Origin of the sequence: Phyllobacterium sp. SYP-B3895 (genome assembly GCF_009647635.1) — a bacterium.
GTDB classification, from domain to species: Bacteria; Pseudomonadota; Alphaproteobacteria; order Rhizobiales; family Rhizobiaceae; genus Phyllobacterium; species Phyllobacterium pellucidum.
Map to the genome: position 1 here is coordinate 111,183 of NZ_WJIG01000005.1, position 22,583 is coordinate 133,765.

The following is a 22,583-nucleotide window of genomic DNA, read 5'->3' on the forward strand; positions in this document are numbered from 1 at the left end:
GCAAAACATAACCTGATCGGCATGCATTTGCCAGATATATCGGCAACCGCTGGTAGAAAGCCCGTCCTATGGCCAATCCCGATGGTGATTATGGTGTGCTTCGGTCAGGCCGTTCTGGAAGAACCGTTCATAGTATTCGATATCGACGTGATGCACCTGCAGCCAGACGCCGGGAACATGGATCGCATCGCAATGGGCCGGGAACCTGCCGTGGGTATCGTAGATATAGGTGCAGATATCCTGGACGCATTCGATCACATCCGAACTGTAGACAGCAGCTTCGGAAAGGTACCGATTGCCGTAGTCGCCTTTGTAAATCTGCGCGAACAGGGCCTTGTCTGTGTAAAAACCGCCCTTCTCGCCAAATTTTTCGCGAACGACCTCCTGAACGGCGCTCGCCATGGAGTCGTAGTAGGGCGGTGACATGCCCTTAATCAGATACTCGCCCTTGTGGCGCAGGCCGATCGAATTGCTCCTGAGGTTGGAGTAGCGCGGCAGCGGCACATGCCAGCGCAGAAGATCCATGATGCGCCATTTCGGCGTTTCCACATCGAGTCCGAGCATGGGCCCGTAGTCCTTGGTGAACTTCGGGTCCCCAACCAAGACGGGCGGACTGATCGAGGCGTGTATCCAGGCGCCGAGCCCCATCGCATCGGCGACGAGAAAGAGATTCTGCAACAGAAGGTCAGCTTCGATCTGCGTGCGCAGCGATCCAATTGCGCCGAGCGGCACCTTCAGGTCCTTGTTGAGAAAGCCCTTCTCGACCCATTTCTTCACGCCCGCCGACCTATAGAAGTTGCGGTCGTCGACAATAGCAGGGCGCGCTCCATCAGGCTGCGTCAGGATGTACATCATCCCGTTGATATACTGCCGTGACAGGTCAACCACCGGGAGCAGCACCGTCGTTCCGGGAAGGTTCGAAAGGAAGCGGTTGGAATCGAGATAGGCCGGAAAATCCCTCTTGCCGTTCGGAACATCGAGGCGGCGATCGAGTATTTTAACTTTAGCCTGGTTGGCGCGCTCCAACAGAAGCTCGGTGCTGAACGCCTTGTTGCCGTCTGCTGGCGGCGGCAGCTTGCGCAGGAAATAGGTTCCGGAATCGTTGATGAGGAAGAAGTGCGTTCCTTGTGCGTTGTCCGGGCTTCCCGCCGTTCGTCCCGCCATGTTGAGATTGGGCTTCGCCATGATCGGCTTGCGCGTTGATGGATCCTCGAAGGGCCGATCCGGCATGGTAAGGCCGGTACAGCCGGTCATGGCGATGAGCACCGCTTCCTCAAGTTCGGAAAGCGGCTCGCGCGGCTTGTCCGACTCGTAGCTCATCGTACCCGCCAGCACCGTACTTCCCTGGCTGACCCGATGCGTACGCCGGCGCCAGATCGTTTCCATGAGCGGCCGCTTCAGGAGCGCATCGAGCCCCCGGTGTCCGGTGGATGTTGCGGGAGCATTGGTGGGGAGCGGCTCGGTCACGGCGTCGCTCCCGTCATCGACGGCATTGTACTGTTCGGCAGGATCGGGCGCCAAGGCGCAAAGGCGCTGCCGGTGCGCGGCAGCACCGAGGCAAGTTCCGGACAGTGCCGAAGGATGACGCTGGTCATGTTATTGTTGGCGATCCAGTCGATACCTAATGACGAATAGACCTCCGGCCTGAAATCGACGGTCAGGAAGCGGTCGCTCTGCAGCCGGCGCGATGCCATGAGTATGAAGATACGAAACGCCGTATCGCTGAAACCGAAGCCGGTGGGCGCGGGTTCGGCAAAGAGACCGACGACCGTATCGACGCGGTCGATACTTCCATAGAACTTTTTCAGGAGCTCGATGTCGGCGGGATTCGTCGTCAACTCTTCGAAGCTTCTCAATCGCGGCCGATGCAGGCCGGTACGGAAATCATTGTAGCGCGGCACGCCGCGCCGTCTTGTGCGCACGAGGTCGACCACCGAAAGGTCGATGATCTCGTTGTCGCGTTCGAGCGCCAGCAGCGAGCGGGGATAATTGTGCAATGTGATCGCACCCGGATGCGCGATGCCGAACGAATAGAGCGTGTTGCGCAGCCCGAACGCCCGCATCGCATCGTCGGCCGCCGCTGCCTGGATGTCGAGGAACCCCTTATCTGCGATCTTGCTGCCGTTGGCGTGGTTGTAGAAGCAGTAATCGTCTGGCAGGAGTGGATGCAGGCGGTAGACGGTGACAAAGTCCTCCGTCAGGCAGTATGGCGCGCCATGATGATCCGGCAGGGTCTTCGGAATGCCAGTCAGCGCGTGCGCGTCGAGCAGCCATATGCCCAGCTTCGTCAGCCAGTCATTGGCTGGCGGGCCGTTCCAATTGCTGGAGAGGCCGACGTCGATGGCTTTCGTCGCGAGGATTGCCGGAGTCCATTCAACGGTGTGGATCTTGGCAATCAGGGCCGAGACGATCAGGCGCGCCGTATGATAGACGCGCTCGTCATCCCAATTGCGGTAGCGCGAGCGTAGCTCGTCGCACAGGAGATTGTGTTCGCGCGCAAACAGCGTGTGCAGGGCGCTGAGACCCAGCCACCAGCTTTCGTTGAAGCCGGTGACCTCCATGCCGCGCAGGTCGACCGGCAGATGCCCGTTCACCAATCGCAGCTTCGGGCCTTCGCGCAACAGATTGGCGGACTTGCTATCCGGTCCATAGACTTCCGAACCGTCCCACCACTGAGAGGCAGCATTGCCGAAATAGATGGGTGGCTGGCCGTCGACCGGATCGCGCCCGGCCACGTTGCTGGCGATACGCATGACTTCTTCGCGCGGACCACCAACGCTGCTCTGCCAGGTCATTCCCTTGGGCAATGGCACGATGACATCGTCCTTGCCGAGGGGGTTGCGCGCATGATTGACCCAGTCGTGCACCTGGAACTGGATCCATGCGGCCGCCAGGATGTTCAGCGAGCGCGCGGGAATGAATGTGTCGCGGTGCAGCAGTTCACGAGCCACCTCGACCGGATTGGGGTTGTCGAACTGATCCGGCTCAAAGACCGGCTTGAGATTGCGACCGAAGGCCGAGCCGATCGATCCCATTTTGGGCTGGGAAAGATCATTGAACGTTCCATCGTAAGTGCGCGCCTGGCGGACTGTCTCATCGACACTGGACGGTGGTACCGGACGGGCTGTCGGCGGTGCTTCATAGACTTCCGTATCGATCAGGTTCTTTTCGCGCAGCACATAGCGAAACGCGTCAAGGTTGAGCAGGCTTAGTCGCAGCGATAATTTATGCCACTCGATATAGCGATTGATGACCAGAAAACCCTGCCGTGCAATCGTACCGAGCACGCGGTTGCGAAGCGGCGTTTCCGTTCGCCAGCGATAGACATGCCGATGCGCCGAGCTCGCATCGTAGACTGATTTACGGGCACGGTTGAGATTGCCCAAGGGCCGGAATTCATCGGTGGTGTTCCACGGATTGAAGGAAAGCTCGTCGATGACCCTCGCATTGGTGAACGCCTCGGCGATGCCCGAATTGGGCTTCGAAATGGTGAGGTCGGCCACCTTGATCGGGCGCGATACCGATTCCAGCCATTCGACCGCCGTATCCTCGATCGGCGTGGACGCGACATCGACATAGGGTTGCAGGCAGAGTTCGAACCGGACGTCGTCACGATCAAGACGGCGCGCGAACTCGTTTGAAAGGTAGCCGGGATCCTTTTCCGAAGGTTCGGGAGCCGACGGAGCGTCGGCAGCGGGGCGCAGGATGAAGCGCACGGCGAGCGTGTCACCCCATCGGATGGCTCCACGGCTCCAATAGGACTCAAGCGCGACGCTCGAAACCTTGCGTTTGCGTGCGGTCGTGACATTGCGGAGCATGCGGATGACCTCGGACGGCCCGAATTTCACCACGAGTTGGACAAGGCCCGCGAGTTTACTGAAAATGCCGCCGGACGTTGCTTTAGCGAACGCCACGAACTGCTCGGCATTGCGCGCATGCGAGACGGGGAAATTGGTGGCAAGCAGGTCGTGAAATTCGTCGTCCGACACCTTCACCCGCAAGGCAACGCCACGCATGTCGGGCTTGTAGTCAGGCTGGCCATAGCCGTTGGCGTTCGAGAACCGGACGATCGTCGTGTATGACGCGCCGGGCTGGGCAAATCCCGCGCGAAATTCCTCGGGAAGGTCGTCAACGAAGGTCAGTTTCGCGTCGATGGCGGAAAAGACGGCCTTGCTGTGAAAGGCACGCTGGATTGCCGGCGCCTTGCCATGCTTCTTTGCCTTGACCTGAACATCCATCATGTCCTGGGCCAGACGCTCGAACGTCAGCCGCTCGGCTTCCGCACTACCTTGATATTCCTCACGCCACGTCGACATTTTTGTTCCCCTACGCAGGCTACATCAGAAAATATGCGACTTTTTTCGCGCCTTCATTGCGCACGAACCCTCTCTCCCAGTCGCTCAACCAATCCGGCGAGCGTTCCCTCGGGCGATGAGCTGTATTTCGGAAGTTCCATCCGCGAGATATGGGCGTCGATAAGCACCGGCTTGTTGAGGGCAAGCGCCTTGTCCAAGGCCGATTCAAACTCGCCGACCGTTTCGACCCGGAAGCCTTGCGCACCACACGCCTTGGCATAGGCGACGTAGTCCGGGTTCTCGAATTCGACGAGACCGGATTCGCCATAGGTCGATAGCTGGTAAATCTTGATCAGTTTGAACTGGTTGTCATTGAAGATGATCCAGATCACCGGCAGGTTGTACTGAACGGCCGTTAGCAACTCGAACCCGGAAAGCAGATAGCAGCCGTCGCCGCAGCCGACGATGACGGTGCGGTCGGGATGAGCACATTTGACGCCGAGCGCGCCATTGACGCTGCCGGCCATGGGTCCGAAGCCGCCCGGCTTGCGAAACCGCTGGTGCGACTTGAGTTCGAGATAATATCCGAGCCAGGTGAGATGCGCGCCGGCATCTGCAAGTACGATGGCATTGTCAGGCAGGCGGCGTGAGAGGGCCTGGGCGAGCTGGCCCGGATGAATCTTGCCCACCAGATCGTGAATCTTGTCGGATCGATAGTCGTAGCGGGGGAAGGTTCGTTTCGGCAGCGGCTCGAGTTCGGCCGACATGCGGTCGTAAAGCGCCGTTATTGCAAGCTTTGCATCGCCGATAATCGCCGCATCCGCCTTGTAGACCTTGTCCACTTCGCCGCCATCAATATTCAGGTGAATGAGTTTCTTGCCCTTGAGAAGGTCCTTGCGGAAATTGAAGGTCGCATGCTGGGCAAAGGAGTTGCCGATGGCGAGAACGATCTGCGCCTCCTTGAACGCTTCCCGCGCCGCTTTGTGACCGCTGTCGCAAAAAACGCCGATGGCCAAAGGGTGGCTCTCGTCGATGATCCCTTTCCCGTCGAGCGTCGTCACGAAAGGGATCTGGTAGCGTTCGAGCAGGCGAAGCAGCGGCTCGCCGGTATCGCTTAAAATTGCACCGAAACCGATGAGCGCGAGTACTCTCTCGCCTTTTGCCAAAGCGGCGAGCAGAATTTCCGCGACGGCCTCGACCCTTGCCGTCTCGGGCACAACCGGCTTGATCTGCAAATCGACGTCGCGATAATTGTCAACGGAAACGCCCTTATGGGTCAGATTTTCCGGCACGTGGATATGGACGGGTCCCGGACGACCATCAAAGGCCACGTTGACAGCCTCCTCCAGCACGTCGCAGGCCTTGGCCGCATCCTCGAGGAGAAACGACTTCTTGGTGGTTGCCACGAACATCGCATGGGAGTCGGGTGTCCGGCTGACACCGGACGTCTCGTTCAACGCGCCCTTGCCTTTCCATTCCAGCGACGAATAACCCGAAATCGCGAGGATTGGATAGGAGTCCGACATGGCGACGGCGAGCCCTGAAAAGAGATTGAAGGCGCCGGGGCCGGCCGTGGCAAAACAGACACCAAGGCGGCGCGAATACATGGCGTAGCCGCATGCCATGAAGGCTGCGGCCTGTTCGTGACGCGTGATCACCGGCCTGATCTTCTTGGAATGTTTGAGCGCGAGCATTAGTTGGGCAGCGTTCTCGCCGGCGCCGCCAAACGCAGCGCCGACGCCAACGCTCTCCAGGCCCTTCACCAACGCCTCGTAGATCCTCATTGCGAGCGCTCTCCGGCTGCGCAGGACTTCCTCCTGCACAACAAATACTCACCAGCGAGGCACGCGCCCCGACCAAGAGTGATGACTTTACATTACAGTTCGTATTTTCGGCAGAACTTGTCTTACACGACTGTCAATAAATGCTGTCTTTTATCGAGCAGAAACCCTTTACGGATCATAGCATTCTTTGAATGACTTGCAATCTCTTCGGATGAACTTAGGCGTTTCTCACCCATAGGGATTAGCCCAATTTTTGGAGGCCGCACAACTTCGTTGACGCGTTATCCCTCGCCCTCGCGATTTCGCTGTTCGGCAATGTGCCCAAGGATCGCAGTTCGCATGTCGTAGGGAATGTTGAGCAATTGGAGGGCGGATGAAACCTCCGCTTCCCATTCGGCCGAAGGCGATCGCGGCTTGGCAAAATCATCGTCGCCGGCAAACAATCCTCGCGTGGCATGAAAGCCGAGCGACCTATATGCCTCGAATTGCTCCTCGCTGAAAAATTGATCGACCGTCGTTTCGTGTGGAAAGGCTGGGTTATGGCGCTTGTAGTCGAGAACATAATCGTTCTCGTCACCGCTCAGCGAGGCCTTTATATAGATAAGGATGCCTTGGCCGTCATCGTAGCGTATCTGACCGATCACAGCATGCGGCCCAAGCTTGCCGGGAAGTCCGTTCGGGCCATAGAGCGCCGTCGCCGTGACGCCGGTTGCGCTGGACTGCAGTGCCTGCCATGGCAGTTCGATGCGGATGCCAAGGTCGATGCGCGCCATCACCTCGAGGTTGACCAGGGCGGAGAAGGTCATGTTGGGGTCCGCTTCAGCGTCAACCGCAACAATGACTTTGCAGCGTCGGCGCAGCAGTTCATAGATGCCGAGATTCTCGATGTGCCCGCCGTCGGTCAGATAGACGTTGAGGCGCTTCTCGTTGAGCTTTCCGAGGGTCTCCATGGCAAAGAACCAGGTGCCGAGTTTAGCCTTCCAGCGATTGCGCCAGGAATGAAAGTCGTCGAGCCGCGCCGGATTTGCCAGCCAATATCCAAGGCGGATATTGAGGAGCGACAAGCTGAATGTCAGGACCTTGATGGTATTTCGGCCCATATTCGCCGAGGCGGCGGCACCCGAGACTGCCATTGCCGTGGCCAGGCTCAAGTCGGGCACGATGGCTTCCATCCGCGTCGTCGGGACATATCCCGTCCACCAGCTGCCGACATGCAACGGGCTGAAGATAAAGGTGTCGCCGTTGCGCCCGCGCTTGTTCAGGTCTTCGGACGCTTCGAGATTGATCGCTGTATTTGTCAGAAGATATGGCGCATAAGCGGCCGACGGCAGCCAGGCTCCCGTCGCTTCGGCGCGCGGTTTCAACGATGAAAACTTCCAGGTATCGACATCGCTTGGCGCATTGTGGGTGCCCATCTGCGCCCGCTCGAACAGGAAAGCCCGGCTCAGGCGGTCACGGTAGAGCTTGTGCAGCGAGTTTGCGTTGGGCCCGATGAAGAGGGTGACCACTACAATTGCCAGCGCGACCACGAGATAGATTGCCAGCGAGCTAAAATCACACAGAGTGAGCCATCGCATCCAGTCGGCCGTGCCGGCGGCGCAGCGATTGCCGGAATAGTTCTGGATCGCCCAGTAACTCAAGCCGATATAAACCAGCCAAAGCAAAAGCGGGACGATGATTGCCGCCACATAGAGGGCAATGCGGCTCGCATATTTTTTGAGACTGGCAGTCCACGTCGCCTCCCCTATTGACGCCTTCGCGACATTGGCGAGCTTCTGGGATGCGGCAATGAGCACCGTGGCGACGGATGTCAGCAGCGCAAACAGCCGTGAAAGCCAGGTCATATCCATATTCGCAGGACCACCAGCGCGCGACATGATTGCTGCAAGGATATAGGGCTGGGCCTGGAACAAAGCCGCGACCAGAACGAGGACCACGAGCAAGCCGATGCCCTGCCCGAGGATCTCCCTCGATCGCAGGGTGCCTGGCCTGAAGGATATGTAGATGGCGCTTGCCACCATGAAGACCGCTGTGAGACCGGCCAGTATCAGCGTCAACGTGAAAGACTTGTAGAGGTCAGGTCGCGGGTAAATTGCCACGGTCAGGACCGCAAGGAGCAGCAGCACCGGCAAAACGATGACGGCGTTGACGAGTATCCCTCGCAAAATCAGCGCGAAGCTGACGAGATAGTCAATACCGCCATTGGCAGCGAGAAAGTTCGAATAGTCGCGCAGATGCTGCGTCTCGGGCGCTTCCTGTTCATCAAGGCGGCTGTCGAAGGGGAAGGTTGCATTTTCCTGCATTAACCCGGCAACAAGCGACGTGCCGATGTAACCGCCGCCCGATACTGCAGAAACGTAGTCGATGGCATCGATCACCCGGGGCTCATTGTGCTTCGACAGGGAGTCGAGACCCTGGAGCACTCCAAGCGAAAAGGAAGCGGAACGTATGCCGCCGCCGGAAAGCGCAAGGCCGACAAGATTGCTTCCGGGGACAGTCCGGGTTGTCTCTCGCCCGGGAACCTCGCTCTCGGCGAGAGCAGCATCAATGCGCGGGGTGAGGAAATGCGGATTTTCCGCAAATGGCACTTCGACATCGGGAAGAAACAGGTCGGTACTGCCCCGGCGGGTAAGCGATCTTGCGCGTGCGACCGCTCCATCCTGGATGGTGCGTCGGCGGTAATTCACAACATCGAGTTCGTTCCGGAAAATATCAAAGAACGAAAGCACCAATTCACGCCTCCGACTTCATTCAAGATGTCAGATCATCATGTGCAGGCAGATATCGAAGTTCCCGGCCGCCATCCTAAAGCGTTTCCCAAGTAAATAGAAGCGGTTCTGTTCAGCCCCGGCCATCTGCGCCAAAGCTTGGGGCCTCATGGCAAAAAACTCTTAACCTTTGCGCCGTATAGGACAGGCATGCGGCGAACCATCCTTTTTCCATCGGCGGCAATTGGCTTGTTGCTCATCTTTGCCGGTTGCGCGACCGCGCCGAGCCGCATCAACGATGTCTGCTCCGTCTTCGACCAGAAGGACGGCTGGTTTGACAATTGGTACGATGCGGCCAAGAAGACCGAGCGGGAATATGGTGTGCCGGTTCCGATCCTGATGGCGACGATCCGCAAGGAATCCGGATATAACGCCTATTCGCGCCCACCCCGCACCAAGCTTCTGGGTTTCATTCCCTGGAAAAGACCGTCAAGCGCCTATGGCTATTCGCAGGCACTCGACGGCACCTGGGCGCGGTACAAGAACGAGACCGGAAAGTTCATGGCCGACAGGAATAATTTTGCCGATGCCGTGAATTTCGTCGGCTGGTACCACAATCAAAGCCACGAGACGAACGGCATCGAGCTCAACGATGCCTATCACCTCTATCTCGCCTACTATTTCGGCCACAGCGCCTTTGCCCGGGGCGACTGGAAGACCAATGCAAATATGCAAAAGGTCGCGCGCAGCACGGCGGAGATGGCCTATAGTTACGGCGCGCAGATGCAGGCCTGCGGCCAGCAATAGAACCCTAAAGGCGCTCGATCGCCGCCTCCTTCCTGGATTTTGGCGGCGAGCAGCGGATCTTTACATATTCGTTCGGGGACCGCCCGACGATGGCAGTTCTTGCGATGTAGGCCTGGCCCTGCAATCCGCACATCATGGGATTGTTTGCCTGCGGGCCGATGATCACATCGAGAGCCGTGTTGGTCTGGCATTCGGCTGGCGAAAGACTGGTCGCGCAGATCAGGATTACGATTTGGAGCATGTTGTCACCCTCAGCAACGATTTGCTCCTCCCAGTACAGTCCACGATAGCCCAATTTTGCTGCATTGCAATAAGGGTTTTTGTGCATCGCACATAGACTAAAGGATGTATGGTGGCATTAACTGTATTTTCCTGCTTTCCATGCTAGCTTCCCGCCATGACCGATGTACGTAACATGCGCCTCCATACAAGGCCCAATCAGTCTGCCGACAGCGCCGAGGCAAATCGCTGGAGTTTCGCCCTGGAATCGGCGGGTCTGGGCGTATGGGATTCCAATCTTGTCACCGGCCAGTGCTACTATTCCTCCACATGGAAAAGGATGCTCGGCTATCGGGAGGACGAACTTGGCGACAGCGGCGATCTTTGGCTGACGCTTATCCACCCGGACGACAAGCAGCGCGCCATCGAGAGTGGACAACGGCATATTGCCGGCGAAATTCCGCAGATCGAAACGGAGTTCCGGCTGCGCCACAAGGACGGCCATTGGGTCTGGGTGCTCGATCGCGGCCGCGTGGTTGAGTGGGATGCGGATGGAAAGCCCACCCGCATGATAGGCGTTCAGACGGATATTACCGATCAGAAGAATGCCGAACATCAGCTGGCGCTGTTGAACCAGCGCGTCGAACTGGCGCTGGACGCGGGCCAGATTGGCCTGTGGCATTTCAATATCGAGACCGAAACAGTGCTTTGGGACCGGCGGATGCGCGAAATATTCGGTATCGGGTCGGGCACCGACGAGGTCCCCCGCGCCACCTGGCACCATCTCCTGCATCCGGAAGACGCCGCCATTGCGGAACAGGCGGTCGAGGCGACCTTCAAGACCGGCATTCCCATGAAGACGAGCTATCGCATCGTCAAGCCCGATGGCGAGGTGCGCCACGTATATGCTCTTGCCCGCCTCGTTAAGCGCGAAGGCATGCCGGAGATGCTGATGGGCAGCATCTGGGATATTACCGAGCAGGTGCACAGCGCCGAGGCACTGGCGCGCGAGAAGGACCTTTATCGCGTCACACTGCAATCGATCGGCGACGCGGTGCTGACAACGAATGTCGACGACATCATCACCTTTGCCAACCCTGCCGCTGAACGGCTGTTGCTGCGATCTGCGAGCGAACTGATCGGCGCCCCCGTGAGCGGCGCCCTTCGCCTCGTTGACGAAGTGAGCGAACATGTTTTGACGTCGTCGACGATGCGAGCGATGGAGAACAGGTCGACGGTCGATCGCGTCGAAAACGCGGTTGTCGTCCGAAGCGATGGCGAACGCCGCTCAATACGTGACCTAGCGTCACCGATTTTCAATACAGCCGGCGCGGTCACCGGCTCGGTGCTCGTCGTTCAGGACGTAACCAACGCCCGCAATTTGCAACGTGAACTCTCGCACGCGGCGACCCACGATACCTTGACCGGGCTTCTCAATCGGCGTGCATTCGAAGTGGCCACCGCCTCGATACTTGCCAGTCCTGACCGGCGACACGCCCTGCTCTACATCGACCTTGATCGTTTCAAGATGGTGAACGACACGCTCGGCCACGCCGCTGGCGATGCGCTGCTGAAGCTTGCAACTGCGAGCATGAACAGCGTGCTCCCGCACGACGCTGTCATCGGCCGCCTGGGCGGCGATGAGTTCGCCGCGGTCCTGCCGTCGGCCAATCCCGAGGACACAAAGGCAATAGCCGAGCGCCTGATTGAAGAGATCCGCAAGGTGCGCCTCGAATGGGACGGGAAACTGCAGGAAATCGGCGCCAGCGTCGGTATCGCATTTCTCGACGACCCCAACCTCACTCTTAACGAGGCAGTCGCGCGGGCCGACGCTGCCTGCTATGCCGCCAAGGCGGAAGGGCGCAACCGCACAGCGATTTACGATGAAAACACTGGCGCGGCGAAGGAGAACCTCGCAAGCGTCCAGGCTGCATCGGGCATTCTCGAGGCGCTGGCGGAAGGGCGGCTGGAAATCTACGGCCAGGAGATCAGGGAGATTTCCGATACGACCGAAAATACGGTCTATATCGAAATCCTGTCGCGCATGCGCGCTCCGGACGGCACACTGATTGCCCCGGCTGAGTTCATCCCGGCCGCGGAGCGCTTCGGCCTGATGGGAATCGTTGACCGCTGGATCATCGAACACACGCTGGAGCAATATGGCGAGAGGCTGATGGCTACCGATAAGGTTGCGATCGCGCTCAACCTTTCAGCCAACACGATCAGCGATCCGACTCTGTGGTCGTTCATCAAGACGACCACGGAGCGTACAAACGTCTCCCCCTCGCGCCTGATCTTCGAAATCACGGAAACGACGGCCGTCAACAATTACGAGGCGGCCGAAAATTTCGTCAAGGAAGCCCGGGCCGCCGGCTGCCGCATCAGTCTCGACGATTTTGGCGCGGGCCTCAGTTCCTTCGGCTATCTGCACCACTTCGATGTCGACAGCATCAAGATCGATGGTGCATTCATCGAAAAGCTATCAAACAGCCGGCTCAATCAAGCGGTCGTCCGCTCGATCGGCAGCGTTGCGCGCGAACTCGGGGTCGATGTGGTTGCCGAGCACATCGAAGACACCGGTGCCGTCGGTATCTTGCGCTCGCTCGGCATCGGCTTTGGACAGGGCTTCCTCTTCCACCGCCCGCAACCGCTCGGAAACTTGCTGCAGGATCTCGACGTCCGGGAAGCAAACTCGTAGCTATCGCTTCGATTGGGAAGGGAACTGACTGATAATCTCTCCAACAATGTCGTCGGTCGTTGCGAACTGATCCGTATCGAGCACCCTGCAGCCATGCTCCCTGACAAGTTCGGTGGTCTTCTGGTCGAAGAGGATGGTTCGCTCAAGAAAACTTGCAATCATCGCGCGGCTTCGTTCGTCGGCATTCTGGTAACCGCTGCTTTCATGGATGCGCGACCTCAACGTTTCCGCGCTAGCCGTTAGCCACACCGCGCCGATTTCCTTCAGGCGGTGACCCGCGGTAATAAACGGCCAGAGAGCGGAGCCTTCGAGCACGGTTCTCTCGTCATTGGCGCCCTTTAGTATCGACCAGATGAATTCCGCAACGAGCGGCGACATGCGCCTGTGATGAAGGATCACAGACTCGAGTAATTCGTCGGCTTGCAAATTGAGGTAATGTTCCGAAACGTGATTCGGAACCTTTTCCTTCCGCTTTGGCCACGGCCTGCCTGGATGTTTGGCGAGGCTGTCGGTTGAAACGCAGCGCCAGCCGAGCTTGCCCGCAAGCACATCCCCAATGGTTGATTTGCCCACATTGGATGATCCGCCCAATAGAATGACCTTGAGCTTGGCGTCTATGCGTTTGGTCAATGAGTTTTCCTACCCCACAAAAGCTTCGAACAGTGTTTATCGCAGTACAGTTTTTGGCAATTGAAACCGCTCTAATATAAGGGTGCCCAATAACACAATTCAACTTTAGAGTGAAAAATTCAACCCATAGGTGCACCGTGGCACCTTGATAGATTCTTTGATCCTAACCATGCCGATCAATTCATTTACCGTAGCGATCACAAAGCGCAAGGCAACCATGACCGTAGCCGCCTTCATATAGAAAGTCTTAATCGCTATTACGCAACTGTTGCGTGTGCCGCACTCGCAGTTTCAAATTGAGCTCAACATGTCAAATACGCCTGCGCGCAGTGTATCCAGCGCGAAGACACGCCGACTTGCCGATCTGGTAGCCGAAATGATCGCGTCCCTTGGTCGGCGCGATGATGCCGAAACCGCGTCGCGCATAAAGGCAGAGCTTGATGCCATGGAGTCGCGCATCCGCCAGCAGGCAGCCGCGCTCGCTCACAGCCAAAGAATCTTCGATCAATCGGCGGCGGCAGCCAGGATCGGCATCTGGGAGTGTAGCCTTCCCGATGAAACGTTGCGCTGGACCGACGTCGTCTACGATATCTTCGATCTGCCACGGGGCTCGCCGCTCGATCGCAACGATATCATGTCCTTCTATTCTGCGGAATCCGCGCGCGAACTCATTCGGCGCCGCAGCCGCGCCGTCGAAGAGCATAGCGGATTCACCATGGAAGCCGAAATCGTCACGGCAAAGGGCAATCGCCGCTGGATGCGCATTACCGCTACCGTGGAATGCTCCGACAACGAGCCCGTGCGCATCTTTGGCATGAAGCAGGACATCACCGAGCAAAAGCTGCTCCTCGATCAGACCCGCTATCTCGCCGAATACGATCCGATGACCGGCCTTGCCAACCGGACCCAATTCCAAGCGAAACTTGCGCAGATGTGCAAGCAGCATGGGGAGATGATTTATGCGGGAGCGTTGCTCCTGATCGATCTCGACGGTTTCAAGAAAGTCAATGACACGCTTGGACACGCGGTCGGCGACGATTGTCTGAAGGAGGTGGCGCACCGCCTCGCACACGCTTGCCGCGCCGCTGAGATCGTCGCACGTATCGGCGGCGACGAGTTCGCCGTTCTTACAAAGCCATCGCAAGGCAGGGATGCGCCCGAGGACCTTGCACGCATTATCGTTGAAGCGCTGAGCCAGCCGATCGAGCATGATGGCAGGACGCTGCGACTGGGGGCCTCGGTCGGCATCGCCGTCGTCGATGCGGGCTTGCCATCGGACGTGTTTAAGCGGGCAGATATCGCGCTCTACGCGGCAAAGGCTGCTGGACGCAACCGGTTCCAACGGTTCGAACCGCCGCACGATCTCAGCGCGTGATCGGCATTCATTTGGGTCTAACGCATACTTTTCGCCGTAAAGAGTAAGGGTACTCGGCCGGCCACGGGACCGGTATCGAAATGACACGACACCCGCTGACCGTCGCCTCCATAGTTGAACGCTCGGCGGGACAAGAGCGCGCCCATCCCAGTGGGTTGAAGCGATTGCATAGAGCCAAAGAAACGGGCAGCATGCCATTTCCTGGCGGTACAAGGGGCGACAGCGCAATTGCCGTCGATGCGTTGCCAGGGAGGGCTGGCAAATGCGGTCATGACACGCGCGCAGCAATTGGGGGTAATTATCGGCCTTGCCTTCGTGGCGGTGCTCACCATCCTCCGGGCCGGTGATCCACCCATCCTGAAGCTTGCCCGCGACGTCACCTTCGATGAATATCAACGCATCCTGCCGCGCGCCTTCGAACCCATGCCGGTGAGGGTGATCGATATCGATGAGGCCTCACTGCTCGAATACGGACAATGGCCCTGGCCGCGCGACCGGATCGCTGCCCTTGTCGACAAGCTGAACGACCTCGGCGCCTCGGCCATCGCCTTCGATATTCTTTTTGCCGAGCCGGATCGCCTGTCTCCGAGCAACGTGGTTCGCGACGTCAAGGGTATCGATCCCGCGCTCCTTGAAAAGTTTCCCGACAATGATGCGATTTTTGCCAACGCCGTTCTGGGAAAGCCCGTCGTGTTGGGCTTTGGGCTGTCGAACGAAGGAAACTACCGCCCGCCCGTAAAGGCGGGATTTGCGTTTACCGGGGAAAGTCCATTCGGCGCCCCGCCGCGTATCAAGTCGGCGACGCCGCTGCGACCGCAACTTGAGGCAAACGCCGCCGGCCTTGGCCATATCAGCCTCAATCCCGGCAGTTCCACATCGGTCGTGCGGACGGTTCCGCTGTTTCTGAGCGACGGCGAGCAGCTTTACCCCAACCTTGCTATCGAGGCGCTTCGCGTCGCACAGGGCGCTTCGACCTATGTTCTCGCCGATGCGCCCGACGTGCCCGATACGATAACACAGGTGAAGATCGGCGAGTTTGCAGTACCCGTCACCGCCGCCGGTGAATTGTGGCTCTATGTTACCCCCGACCGAGCCGAACGTTATATCTCGGCTCGGCGCGTACTCGGTGCTGAAGGCAACTCGCCCGAACTCGCCTCCGCCATCGAAGGCAGTATCGTCTTCGTTGGAACATCAGCGGCGGGGTTGCAGGATATTCGCGCCACCGCGCTCGGACAGAATGTTCCGGGCGTTTCGCTGCATGCGCAGACGGTCGAACAGATTCTATCCGGCAAATTCCTGTCACGTCCGGATTGGGCCAACGGCCTCGAGATCCTTGCCGTCGCCGTCGGTGGTACCTTCCTTGTCCTTGTCACAACCTTCATCAGTCCGGCCTTCGCACTCGCTTGCGGCTTGCTGATCACCGCGCTCGGCCTTGCCGCATCCTGGCTCGCCTTCTACTATGCTGGACTGCTGTTTGACCCTCTCGCCCCAATCGTCGGCTGGTCGGTCACCCATTTCGGGGCGACGGCATTCCGCTTTCTGGTGACTGATCGGGAACGGCGGGAGGTTCGCAAGGCCTTCGGTCACTATCTTTCGCCTTCACTGCTTTATCGCATCGAGCACACGCGCAATGCCTTGCAGCTTGGCGGCGATGATCGCGAACTCACCGTCATGTTCGTCGATGTGCGGAATTTTACCGAAATCAGCGAGCGACTCGAACCGACCGCTCTCGTCGGCTTCCTGAATACGCTTCTCGATGCCTTGAGCCAGCATGTCATTGCCAATGAGGGAACGCTCGACAAGTTCATCGGCGACTCGATCATGGCGTTCTGGAATGCACCCGTCGATGTCGCCGACCATGGCCGCAAGGCAGTGCACGCGGCGCTTGGCATGCGCGAGACACTCGTTAAGCTCAACGCCCGCGACGCGTTTGGATTCGGCGAGGGACAACCCGTAGGCATCGGCATCGGCATTCACACCGGCATCGCCTGCGTCGGCAATATGGGGGCCGAGGCACGTTTCAATTATTCGGCGGTCGGCGATGCCGTCAATGTCGCGGCGCGTATCGAATCGTCGTGCAAGGATGTGGGCTTCGATATTCTCGTGTCCAACAACACCGCGCGTCTCCTGCCAGACTACGCATTGCTGGAGGTCGGCGACCTTGCGCTAAAGGGCAAGAGCACGCGGACGAAACTCTTTGCCGTGGTCGGTAATGAACAAGTCTCGACGTCGGCGAAATTCGCCGAATTGCAGACCATTCACCGGCAACTTATCGCGGCAATGCGCGCGCAGTCGACAACCAGCCGCAGAATGGTCAATGCCGCCAAGTCGAAAGCTGCGGATTTGGGCGTTGGGCTGCCGGAATTCTACGGCCGCATAACACGCAGGTCCCAACATTATCTCGATGAGCCGAAGCGCAAGGGCAACGGCCATTCGAGATAACCGGTGCCGGCGAGAACAGTCCAACTAACGTTGGTGTCGCCCGCCACCATCCCAGCCGCCACGGCCCCTGCGATCGCCGTCATGATCGTCGTCGCGGTCATGGTCATGGCGATCATGTTTGCCGTGATGATGCCCCTTGTCAGGCTTATCGGGCTTGTCGGGTTCGTCCGGCTTATCCGGCACGGTTGGCGTATCAGGCGGTTCTGCCTGCGGGGTCGGAGCAGCAGGTGGACTCGGCGGTGCCGGCGGGTCCGGGTCGTTCTGTGCCACCGGTGTCGGCGCCGGTGGAGCGGGAGCCGCCGGCGCCGGTCGCTCGGGCCGGTTTCTTTCGGGTGCGGTCTGGGCAGGATCCGACACAGCCTTGGAAAGCCCGCAACCGGTTACAAATCGTCCGAAGCCGGTCGAAAGTTGCTGATTGCCGGAGAGGAATGGCAGGGCGCGGTTATTGCCAAGCGTCTTGAAGATGCTCTGGTTGACGCGGCCGGGGTTCGTCATTCGGCCATTGGGTTTCGCGACAACGCAGTCGCAACGCTTTGTCAGTTGCCGGCATCCACCCGGGCCGCAAAATCCGACAGCACCGCTAAGCAGCACGACGGCAGTGGTGCCGTCGCGATCGATATAGAAGTCGAACGCCGTACCGCGAACGCCAATCGTGCCGGCGGGCGTGAGTATCTCATAAGCGGACGATTTCGAGCTGCCGCTGATCCAGCGGAATGTCCCTTTTGCGGCCTTGATGGAGAGCCTCTTGACGGTGTCGGAATCGTCGAAGACGAATTTGTCGAGGGTAACGGAAGAGCCCCACCCAACCGCAAGTTTGGTGCCGTCCTTGAACACGAACTGGCCGAGGCCGTCCGGGGACGTGCTGATCTTCTCGTTGCGATGCACAGGATCGGTAACGGCCAACGTCCCGCCCGCGCCGGTTACTTCGGTCTTAATCCGGACCGCTTCGCCAATTGCTTCAGCAGCAATAAGAGGCCTCGGGCTAAACAGCGAGAGGCTCAACGCCACGATCGCGGCACCACGCATCCACGTCATGGCACCCCCTTCACCAAAGGCGGAAGGTTACCATGTCACCCCGTCAAGAGTCGTGTCATCCCTTTGGGTTAAGTCAGATGTTTGGGCGAACGCGCTTTTCGCCCACTATTTGGCTTCGGCCATCGGCGCCTTGGCTGGCTGCTTGCGCGCTGAGCGCCACTCCTCGAAACGCTGCATAATGACGAAGAATGATGGCACGAACAGCACTGCAAGGCAGGTCGAAGCGATCATGCCGCTGAAGACGGTGATGCCGATCGATTTGCGCGCACTGGCGCCGGCGCCCGTTGCCACGACGAGCGGCGCCACGCCGAGGATAAAGGCAAACGATGTCATGAGGATAGGCCGGAAGCGGGACCTCGCCGCTTCGATTGCGGATTCTGTAATCGATTTCCCTGAGGCCCGCAATTCCCGCGCCATTTCGACAATCAGGATGGCATTTTTAGCGGAAAGCGCGATGAGAAGGATCAAGCCGATCTGAACGTAGAGATTGATGGGCGTGTTCGCGCCAAGCAGTACTCCAACCGGTCCGACGAGCGACATCGGGGCCGCGAGCAGGACGGATACCGGCGCGATCCAGCTCTCATATTGGCCGGCTAGAACGAGATACACCAAAAGTAGGGCAAGCGCGAAGACGAGATACATCTGGTTGCCGACAATCTTTTCCTGGAATGAGAGCGCGGTCCAATCGAAACCGAAGCCCGGCGGCATGGTCTTCTCGGCAATCTGTTCCATAAGGCTCATTGCCTGTCCCGAGGAAAAATTGGCTTCGGGAACGCCCGTGATGGAGGCGGACGGATAAAGATTATAGAGGCTGATCAGGGAAGGACCGACGCTTGGCGTAATGGTCAGGACTGTGCCGAGCGGTATCATGTCGCCATTCTTGTTGCGCACGGTGAGATTGTTGATGTCGTCTGGCGCCAGGCGGAACTGTGCATCGCCCTGGACATAGATCTGGAAGACACGGCCGAATTTGTTGAACTGATCGACATAGCTGGAGCCGAGATAGCTCGCGAGCGTATCGAACACCTGATCGGCGGTGAGCAGCAGCGTCTCCACCTTCTCGCGATTGATCTGGACATCGTATTGCGGCACGGTCGCCCGGAACGGCGCGCTTGCACGCTGGATGCCGGATTGCGCTTCCGCAGCAGCGACCATGGTATTCGTCACGCTCTGCAATTTTGCGAGATCGAAGCTCCCGTCACGGACTTCGACCTGCATCGTAAAGCCGCCCGCATTGCCGATGCCCTGGATCGGCGGTGGCGGCAGCACGATGATGCGGGCCTCGGAATTGGCGGCGAGGCTTGCATTCAGCTTTTGGTAGAGCGATCCAAGGTCTTCACCCTTCCCGCGCTGGCTCCAATCGTTGAGCATAATGTAGGCGAGGCCGGCATTGGCGAGGGTGGAACTATTGTCAAGCGCGGACATGCCGGCAATGGTGATGACTTGCTTCACCCCTGGCGTTTCCTTGGCGAGCTTGCCGACATCCTCCAGGACCTTTTGCGTCCGCCCCAGCGCCGCGCCATCAGGAAGCTGGACCGCTGCCAGCAGATAGCCCTGGTCCTCGATGGGCAGGAAGCTCGTCGAGGCGCGCGTCAGGCCGTAACCCGCCGCGCCGATGATCGCCAAGGCGATGATTGCCATGAGACCGGCACGGCTGACCATTGATCCGATCAGCCGGATATAGGCGTTTTCGACGCGCTGATAGACGGCATTGAAGCCGCGATAGAACACATTGCGCTTTTCCATCGGCACGGTCGGCCGCAGCCACAGGGCGCATTGGGTCGGCTTGAGGGTTACGGCATTGATCGCGCTGATCAACGCCGTCGCCGCGATAACCAGCGCGAACTGCGAGAAGATCTGTCCGGTGATGCCTGGCAGGAACGAAGCGGGCAGGAACACGGCCATCAGGACGAGGGTAATGCCGACAATCGGTCCGAACAGCAGATCCATGGCACTGATCACCGCATCGTGCCCCGACATGCCCTGCTCGATATTGTGGGCAGCGCCTTCCACAACCACGATGGCGTCATCGACCACAATGCCGATGGCAAGCACGATCGCGAACAGTGTCGACAGGTTGACGGAAAATCCCATGGCCGCCATCGCCGCGAAGGCGCCGATGATCGTCACCGGAACGGTCGTCGCCGGCACGAGCATGGCGCGCCAATCCTGTAGAAAGACGAGAATGACGATCAGCACCAGCAGCGCCGCCTCAAACAGCGTCTTGTAGACCTCGTTGATCGCCTGGCTGACGAACGTGGTGGTATCGAACGGTATCGAATAGGTGACGCCTTGCGGGAATTCGGCGGCGAGCGCCTTCATGCGATCGCTGACAAGCTTGGCGACGTTCAGTGCGTTCGCACCGGGCGACAGAAAGATTGCAAGGCCCGCCGCCTGCTTGCCGTCGAGCTTGAAATACTGACCATAGGTCTGCGCGCCGAGTTCGACGCGGCCGATATCGCGAACGCGGGTGAAGTCCCCGTTGGTGCCGGTCTTTACGATCACCGCGCCGAACTGCTCGGGATCGCTGAGGCGGCTTTCAACATTTATCGTATATTGAAACGACTGGTCCGCCGGCACCGGCGGGATGCCGACCTGCCCTGCGGTCACCTGCGTGCTTTGCTGTTGCAGCGCCTGGATGACATCCTGCGCGGTCAGGCTGCGTGCCCGCATCTTGTTGGCGTCGAGCCAGATGCGCATGGAGTACTGGCCCGCACCGAAGACGCTGACATTGCCGACACCGGGGACACGCGCGAGCTCGTCCTTAAGCCGGATCGTGGCATAGTTGCTGAGATAGAGACTGTCGAAGCGATCGTCAGGCGACGTGAGGGTTACAATTTCAAGGATCGACGTCGATTTCTTCTGGACGTTTACACCCTGTACCTGCACCGACTGCGGCAGAGCGGCAAGCGCCGCCGAAACCCGGTTCTGCACCAGAACCTGCGCCGCATCGAGATCGGTGCCGATCGCAAAGGTGACCGTCAGCGTATAGCTGCCATCGGACGCGGAATAGGACTGCATGTAGAGCATGCCCTCGACGCCGTTGACCTGCTGTTCGATGGGCAGCGCCACCGTATCGATCAGGGTACGGGCGCTCGCGCCGGGATAGCGGGTCGTCACTTGCACAGTTGGCGGCACGACGTTGGGATATTGCGCAATCGGCAGCCGGTAGAGCGACACGAAACCGATGACCACCATGAGAATGGCGATGACATTGGCAAGTACCGGACGCTCGATGAAAAATTTGGAGATCATTGCGTCACGCCGTCAGCAGCAGTGGCGGTGAGAACAGTCATATGCGGTTCGATCTTCTGGCCGGGAATGGCCGTCAGCAGGCCGGAGACAACGACACGGTCATCGGCGGTGACGCCGGAACTGACGACACGCAACTCGCCGACAAGCTGGCCGAGCTGAACCGTGCGCTGTTCCACGATATCGTCCTTGCCTGCAATGAGCACATAGCGCCCGCTTTGATCGCTGCCGACGGCGCGGTCGGGTACGAGCAGCCTGTCCGGCTCCTCGAAAAGCGGCACGCGCACGCGCACGAAATACCCTGGCAGCAACTGCCGATTTTCGTTGTCAAACACACCGCGGACGGCAAGCTGGCCGGTATTCGCCGTTATTATCGGAGCGGCGTAGTCGAGGGCTCCGACGTGAGGGTAGCCTTTCTCGGTTTGCAGGCCGATCTCGACTGGTATCTTCTTCAGGTCCTGCGTCGTCACTCCGCGCTTCTGCATCGTCGCCCGAACACGCAAGACCTCCTTTTCGCTGACGTTGAAGTCGACATAAATCGGGTTGAACTGCACGATGCTGGCGAGGGTCGATACATTATTGGGGCCAACAAGTTCGCCCACCGAAACGAGCCGCGCAGTGACAACACCATCGAAGGGCGCCTTGACCTGCGTATAGCTCAGATTGAGTTCGGCCTGCTGAATGCTGGCTGTCGCCTGCTGCTGGGCGGCAATATTGGCGTCACGGGCGGCTTCGGCTTTTTCGAGATCCTGCTGCGTGGCGAAGGTCTTGGCGACGAGGGCTTTCTGGCGCTCAAATTCTGCTTGGGATTGCTTTAGCGCCGCATCGGCCGAAGCCTTGGCAGCGTTCGCTTGATCGAGAGCCAGCTGGTAAGGCTCCGGTTCGATGACAAAAAGCACCGTACCCGCCTTGACCGCATCGCCATCCCGGTAGTTGATCGATTGGATGAACCCCTGAACGCGGGCAACCAGAGCCGTCGAATTGATGGAGGCCGTGGTGCCCGTGGTTTCAAGATAGGGCGTCACATTTTGCTTGACCGGCAGGGCCACATCAACTTTTGGCGGCGGTGGCGGCTCGTAGGTGTTCTGTTCGCTGCAAGCGGCGAGTACGAAAGCGCCGGTAAGCAAAGCAGCGGAGAGGACCATTCTCTTGCGGGGCATGGCTCTCAAAATGGCCGCAAATATTGAGTTTGGGTCTCCGCCCAGCTGTCTTTGCGGGCGATACGCATTGTCTTCGCGCCTGCCGGCATGCAACCCCAATAGACCTGCCATCAAACTCCCCGATTGACGTTGGTTGCAGGGAAATCCAGTCGGATGCTACGTTATTCCGCAATCGGAG

Annotated in this window: 13 protein-coding genes; 4 read left to right on the forward strand and 9 right to left on the reverse strand. The window is 59.0% G+C overall.

Features of this window, described 5'->3' with window-relative positions:
* Positions 1-66: 66 nt before the first annotated feature.
* From GF108_RS21615 to GF108_RS21630, 4 genes are all read right to left on the reverse strand, one after another.
* Positions 67-1,467: a hypothetical protein gene (locus GF108_RS21615; RefSeq protein WP_370462276.1), complete on the reverse strand. Its 1,401-nt coding sequence runs from the start codon at positions 1,465-1,467 to the stop codon at positions 67-69.
* The gene (locus GF108_RS21620; protein ID WP_153670388.1) at positions 1,464-4,316 is read right to left on the reverse strand and encodes a peroxidase family protein; all 2,853 of its coding nucleotides are present in this window, start codon (positions 4,314-4,316) and stop codon (positions 1,464-1,466) included. Before GF108_RS21620 ends, GF108_RS21615 begins: the two co-directional genes overlap by 4 nt.
* A gap of 53 nt (positions 4,317-4,369) precedes the next feature.
* On the reverse strand, positions 4,370-6,079 hold the full coding sequence (locus GF108_RS21625; protein WP_153670389.1) for a thiamine pyrophosphate-binding protein: 1,710 nt from the start codon (positions 6,077-6,079) through the stop codon (positions 4,370-4,372).
* Between the two features lie 281 nt (positions 6,080-6,360).
* Complete coding sequence (locus GF108_RS21630; RefSeq protein WP_210386118.1) at positions 6,361-8,808, reverse strand: patatin-like phospholipase family protein; 2,448 nt, start codon at positions 8,806-8,808, stop codon at positions 6,361-6,363.
* Positions 8,809-8,997: 189 nt separating this feature from the next.
* Here GF108_RS21630 and GF108_RS21635 point away from each other — a divergent pair, with 189 nt between their 5' ends.
* Positions 8,998-9,594, forward strand: coding sequence for a transglycosylase SLT domain-containing protein (locus GF108_RS21635; RefSeq protein ID WP_153670390.1), 597 nt, complete (start codon positions 8,998-9,000; stop codon positions 9,592-9,594).
* 4 nt (positions 9,595-9,598) lie between these two features.
* Here the strand turns inward: GF108_RS21635 and GF108_RS21640 are convergent, their stop codons facing one another.
* On the reverse strand, positions 9,599-9,835 hold the full coding sequence (locus GF108_RS21640) for a hypothetical protein (RefSeq protein ID WP_153670391.1): 237 nt from the start codon (positions 9,833-9,835) through the stop codon (positions 9,599-9,601).
* 174 nt (positions 9,836-10,009) lie between these two features.
* Between GF108_RS21640 and GF108_RS21645 the strand changes: the two genes are divergently transcribed.
* On the forward strand, positions 10,010-12,511 hold the full coding sequence (locus tag GF108_RS21645) for an EAL domain-containing protein (RefSeq protein ID WP_172982702.1): 2,502 nt from the start codon (positions 10,010-10,012) through the stop codon (positions 12,509-12,511).
* Here the strand turns inward: GF108_RS21645 and GF108_RS21650 are convergent, their stop codons facing one another.
* Positions 12,512-13,141, reverse strand: coding sequence for a hypothetical protein (locus GF108_RS21650; RefSeq protein WP_027232928.1), 630 nt, complete (start codon positions 13,139-13,141; stop codon positions 12,512-12,514). It lies immediately after the preceding gene.
* A 307-nt stretch (positions 13,142-13,448) separates the two neighbouring features.
* Here GF108_RS21650 and GF108_RS21655 point away from each other — a divergent pair, with 307 nt between their 5' ends.
* Positions 13,449-14,516, forward strand: coding sequence for a diguanylate cyclase domain-containing protein (locus tag GF108_RS21655; protein WP_153670393.1), 1,068 nt, complete (start codon positions 13,449-13,451; stop codon positions 14,514-14,516).
* Positions 14,517-14,786: 270 nt separating this feature from the next.
* Positions 14,787-16,958: a CHASE2 domain-containing protein gene (locus GF108_RS21660; RefSeq protein ID WP_153670394.1), complete on the forward strand. Its 2,172-nt coding sequence runs from the start codon at positions 14,787-14,789 to the stop codon at positions 16,956-16,958.
* 24 nt (positions 16,959-16,982) lie between these two features.
* Here GF108_RS21660 and GF108_RS21665 read toward each other — a convergent pair whose 3' ends face one another.
* The 3 genes from GF108_RS21665 to GF108_RS21675 all read right to left on the reverse strand — a co-directional run bounded on the left by GF108_RS21665 (position 16,983) and on the right by GF108_RS21675 (position 22,405).
* Positions 16,983-17,993 carry a FecR domain-containing protein gene (locus tag GF108_RS21665; protein WP_153670395.1) on the reverse strand — a complete coding sequence of 337 codons (1,011 nt, stop codon included), beginning with the start codon at positions 17,991-17,993 and terminating at the stop codon, positions 16,983-16,985.
* 105 nt (positions 17,994-18,098) lie between these two features.
* Entirely contained in the window at positions 18,099-21,248 is a 3,150-nt protein-coding gene (locus GF108_RS21670) for an efflux RND transporter permease subunit (RefSeq protein WP_153670396.1), read from the reverse strand.
* Positions 21,245-22,405: an efflux RND transporter periplasmic adaptor subunit gene (locus tag GF108_RS21675; protein WP_153670397.1), complete on the reverse strand. Its 1,161-nt coding sequence runs from the start codon at positions 22,403-22,405 to the stop codon at positions 21,245-21,247. The genes GF108_RS21670 and GF108_RS21675 overlap by 4 nt, the downstream gene beginning before the upstream one ends.
* Between the last annotated feature and the right edge of the window lie 178 nt (positions 22,406-22,583).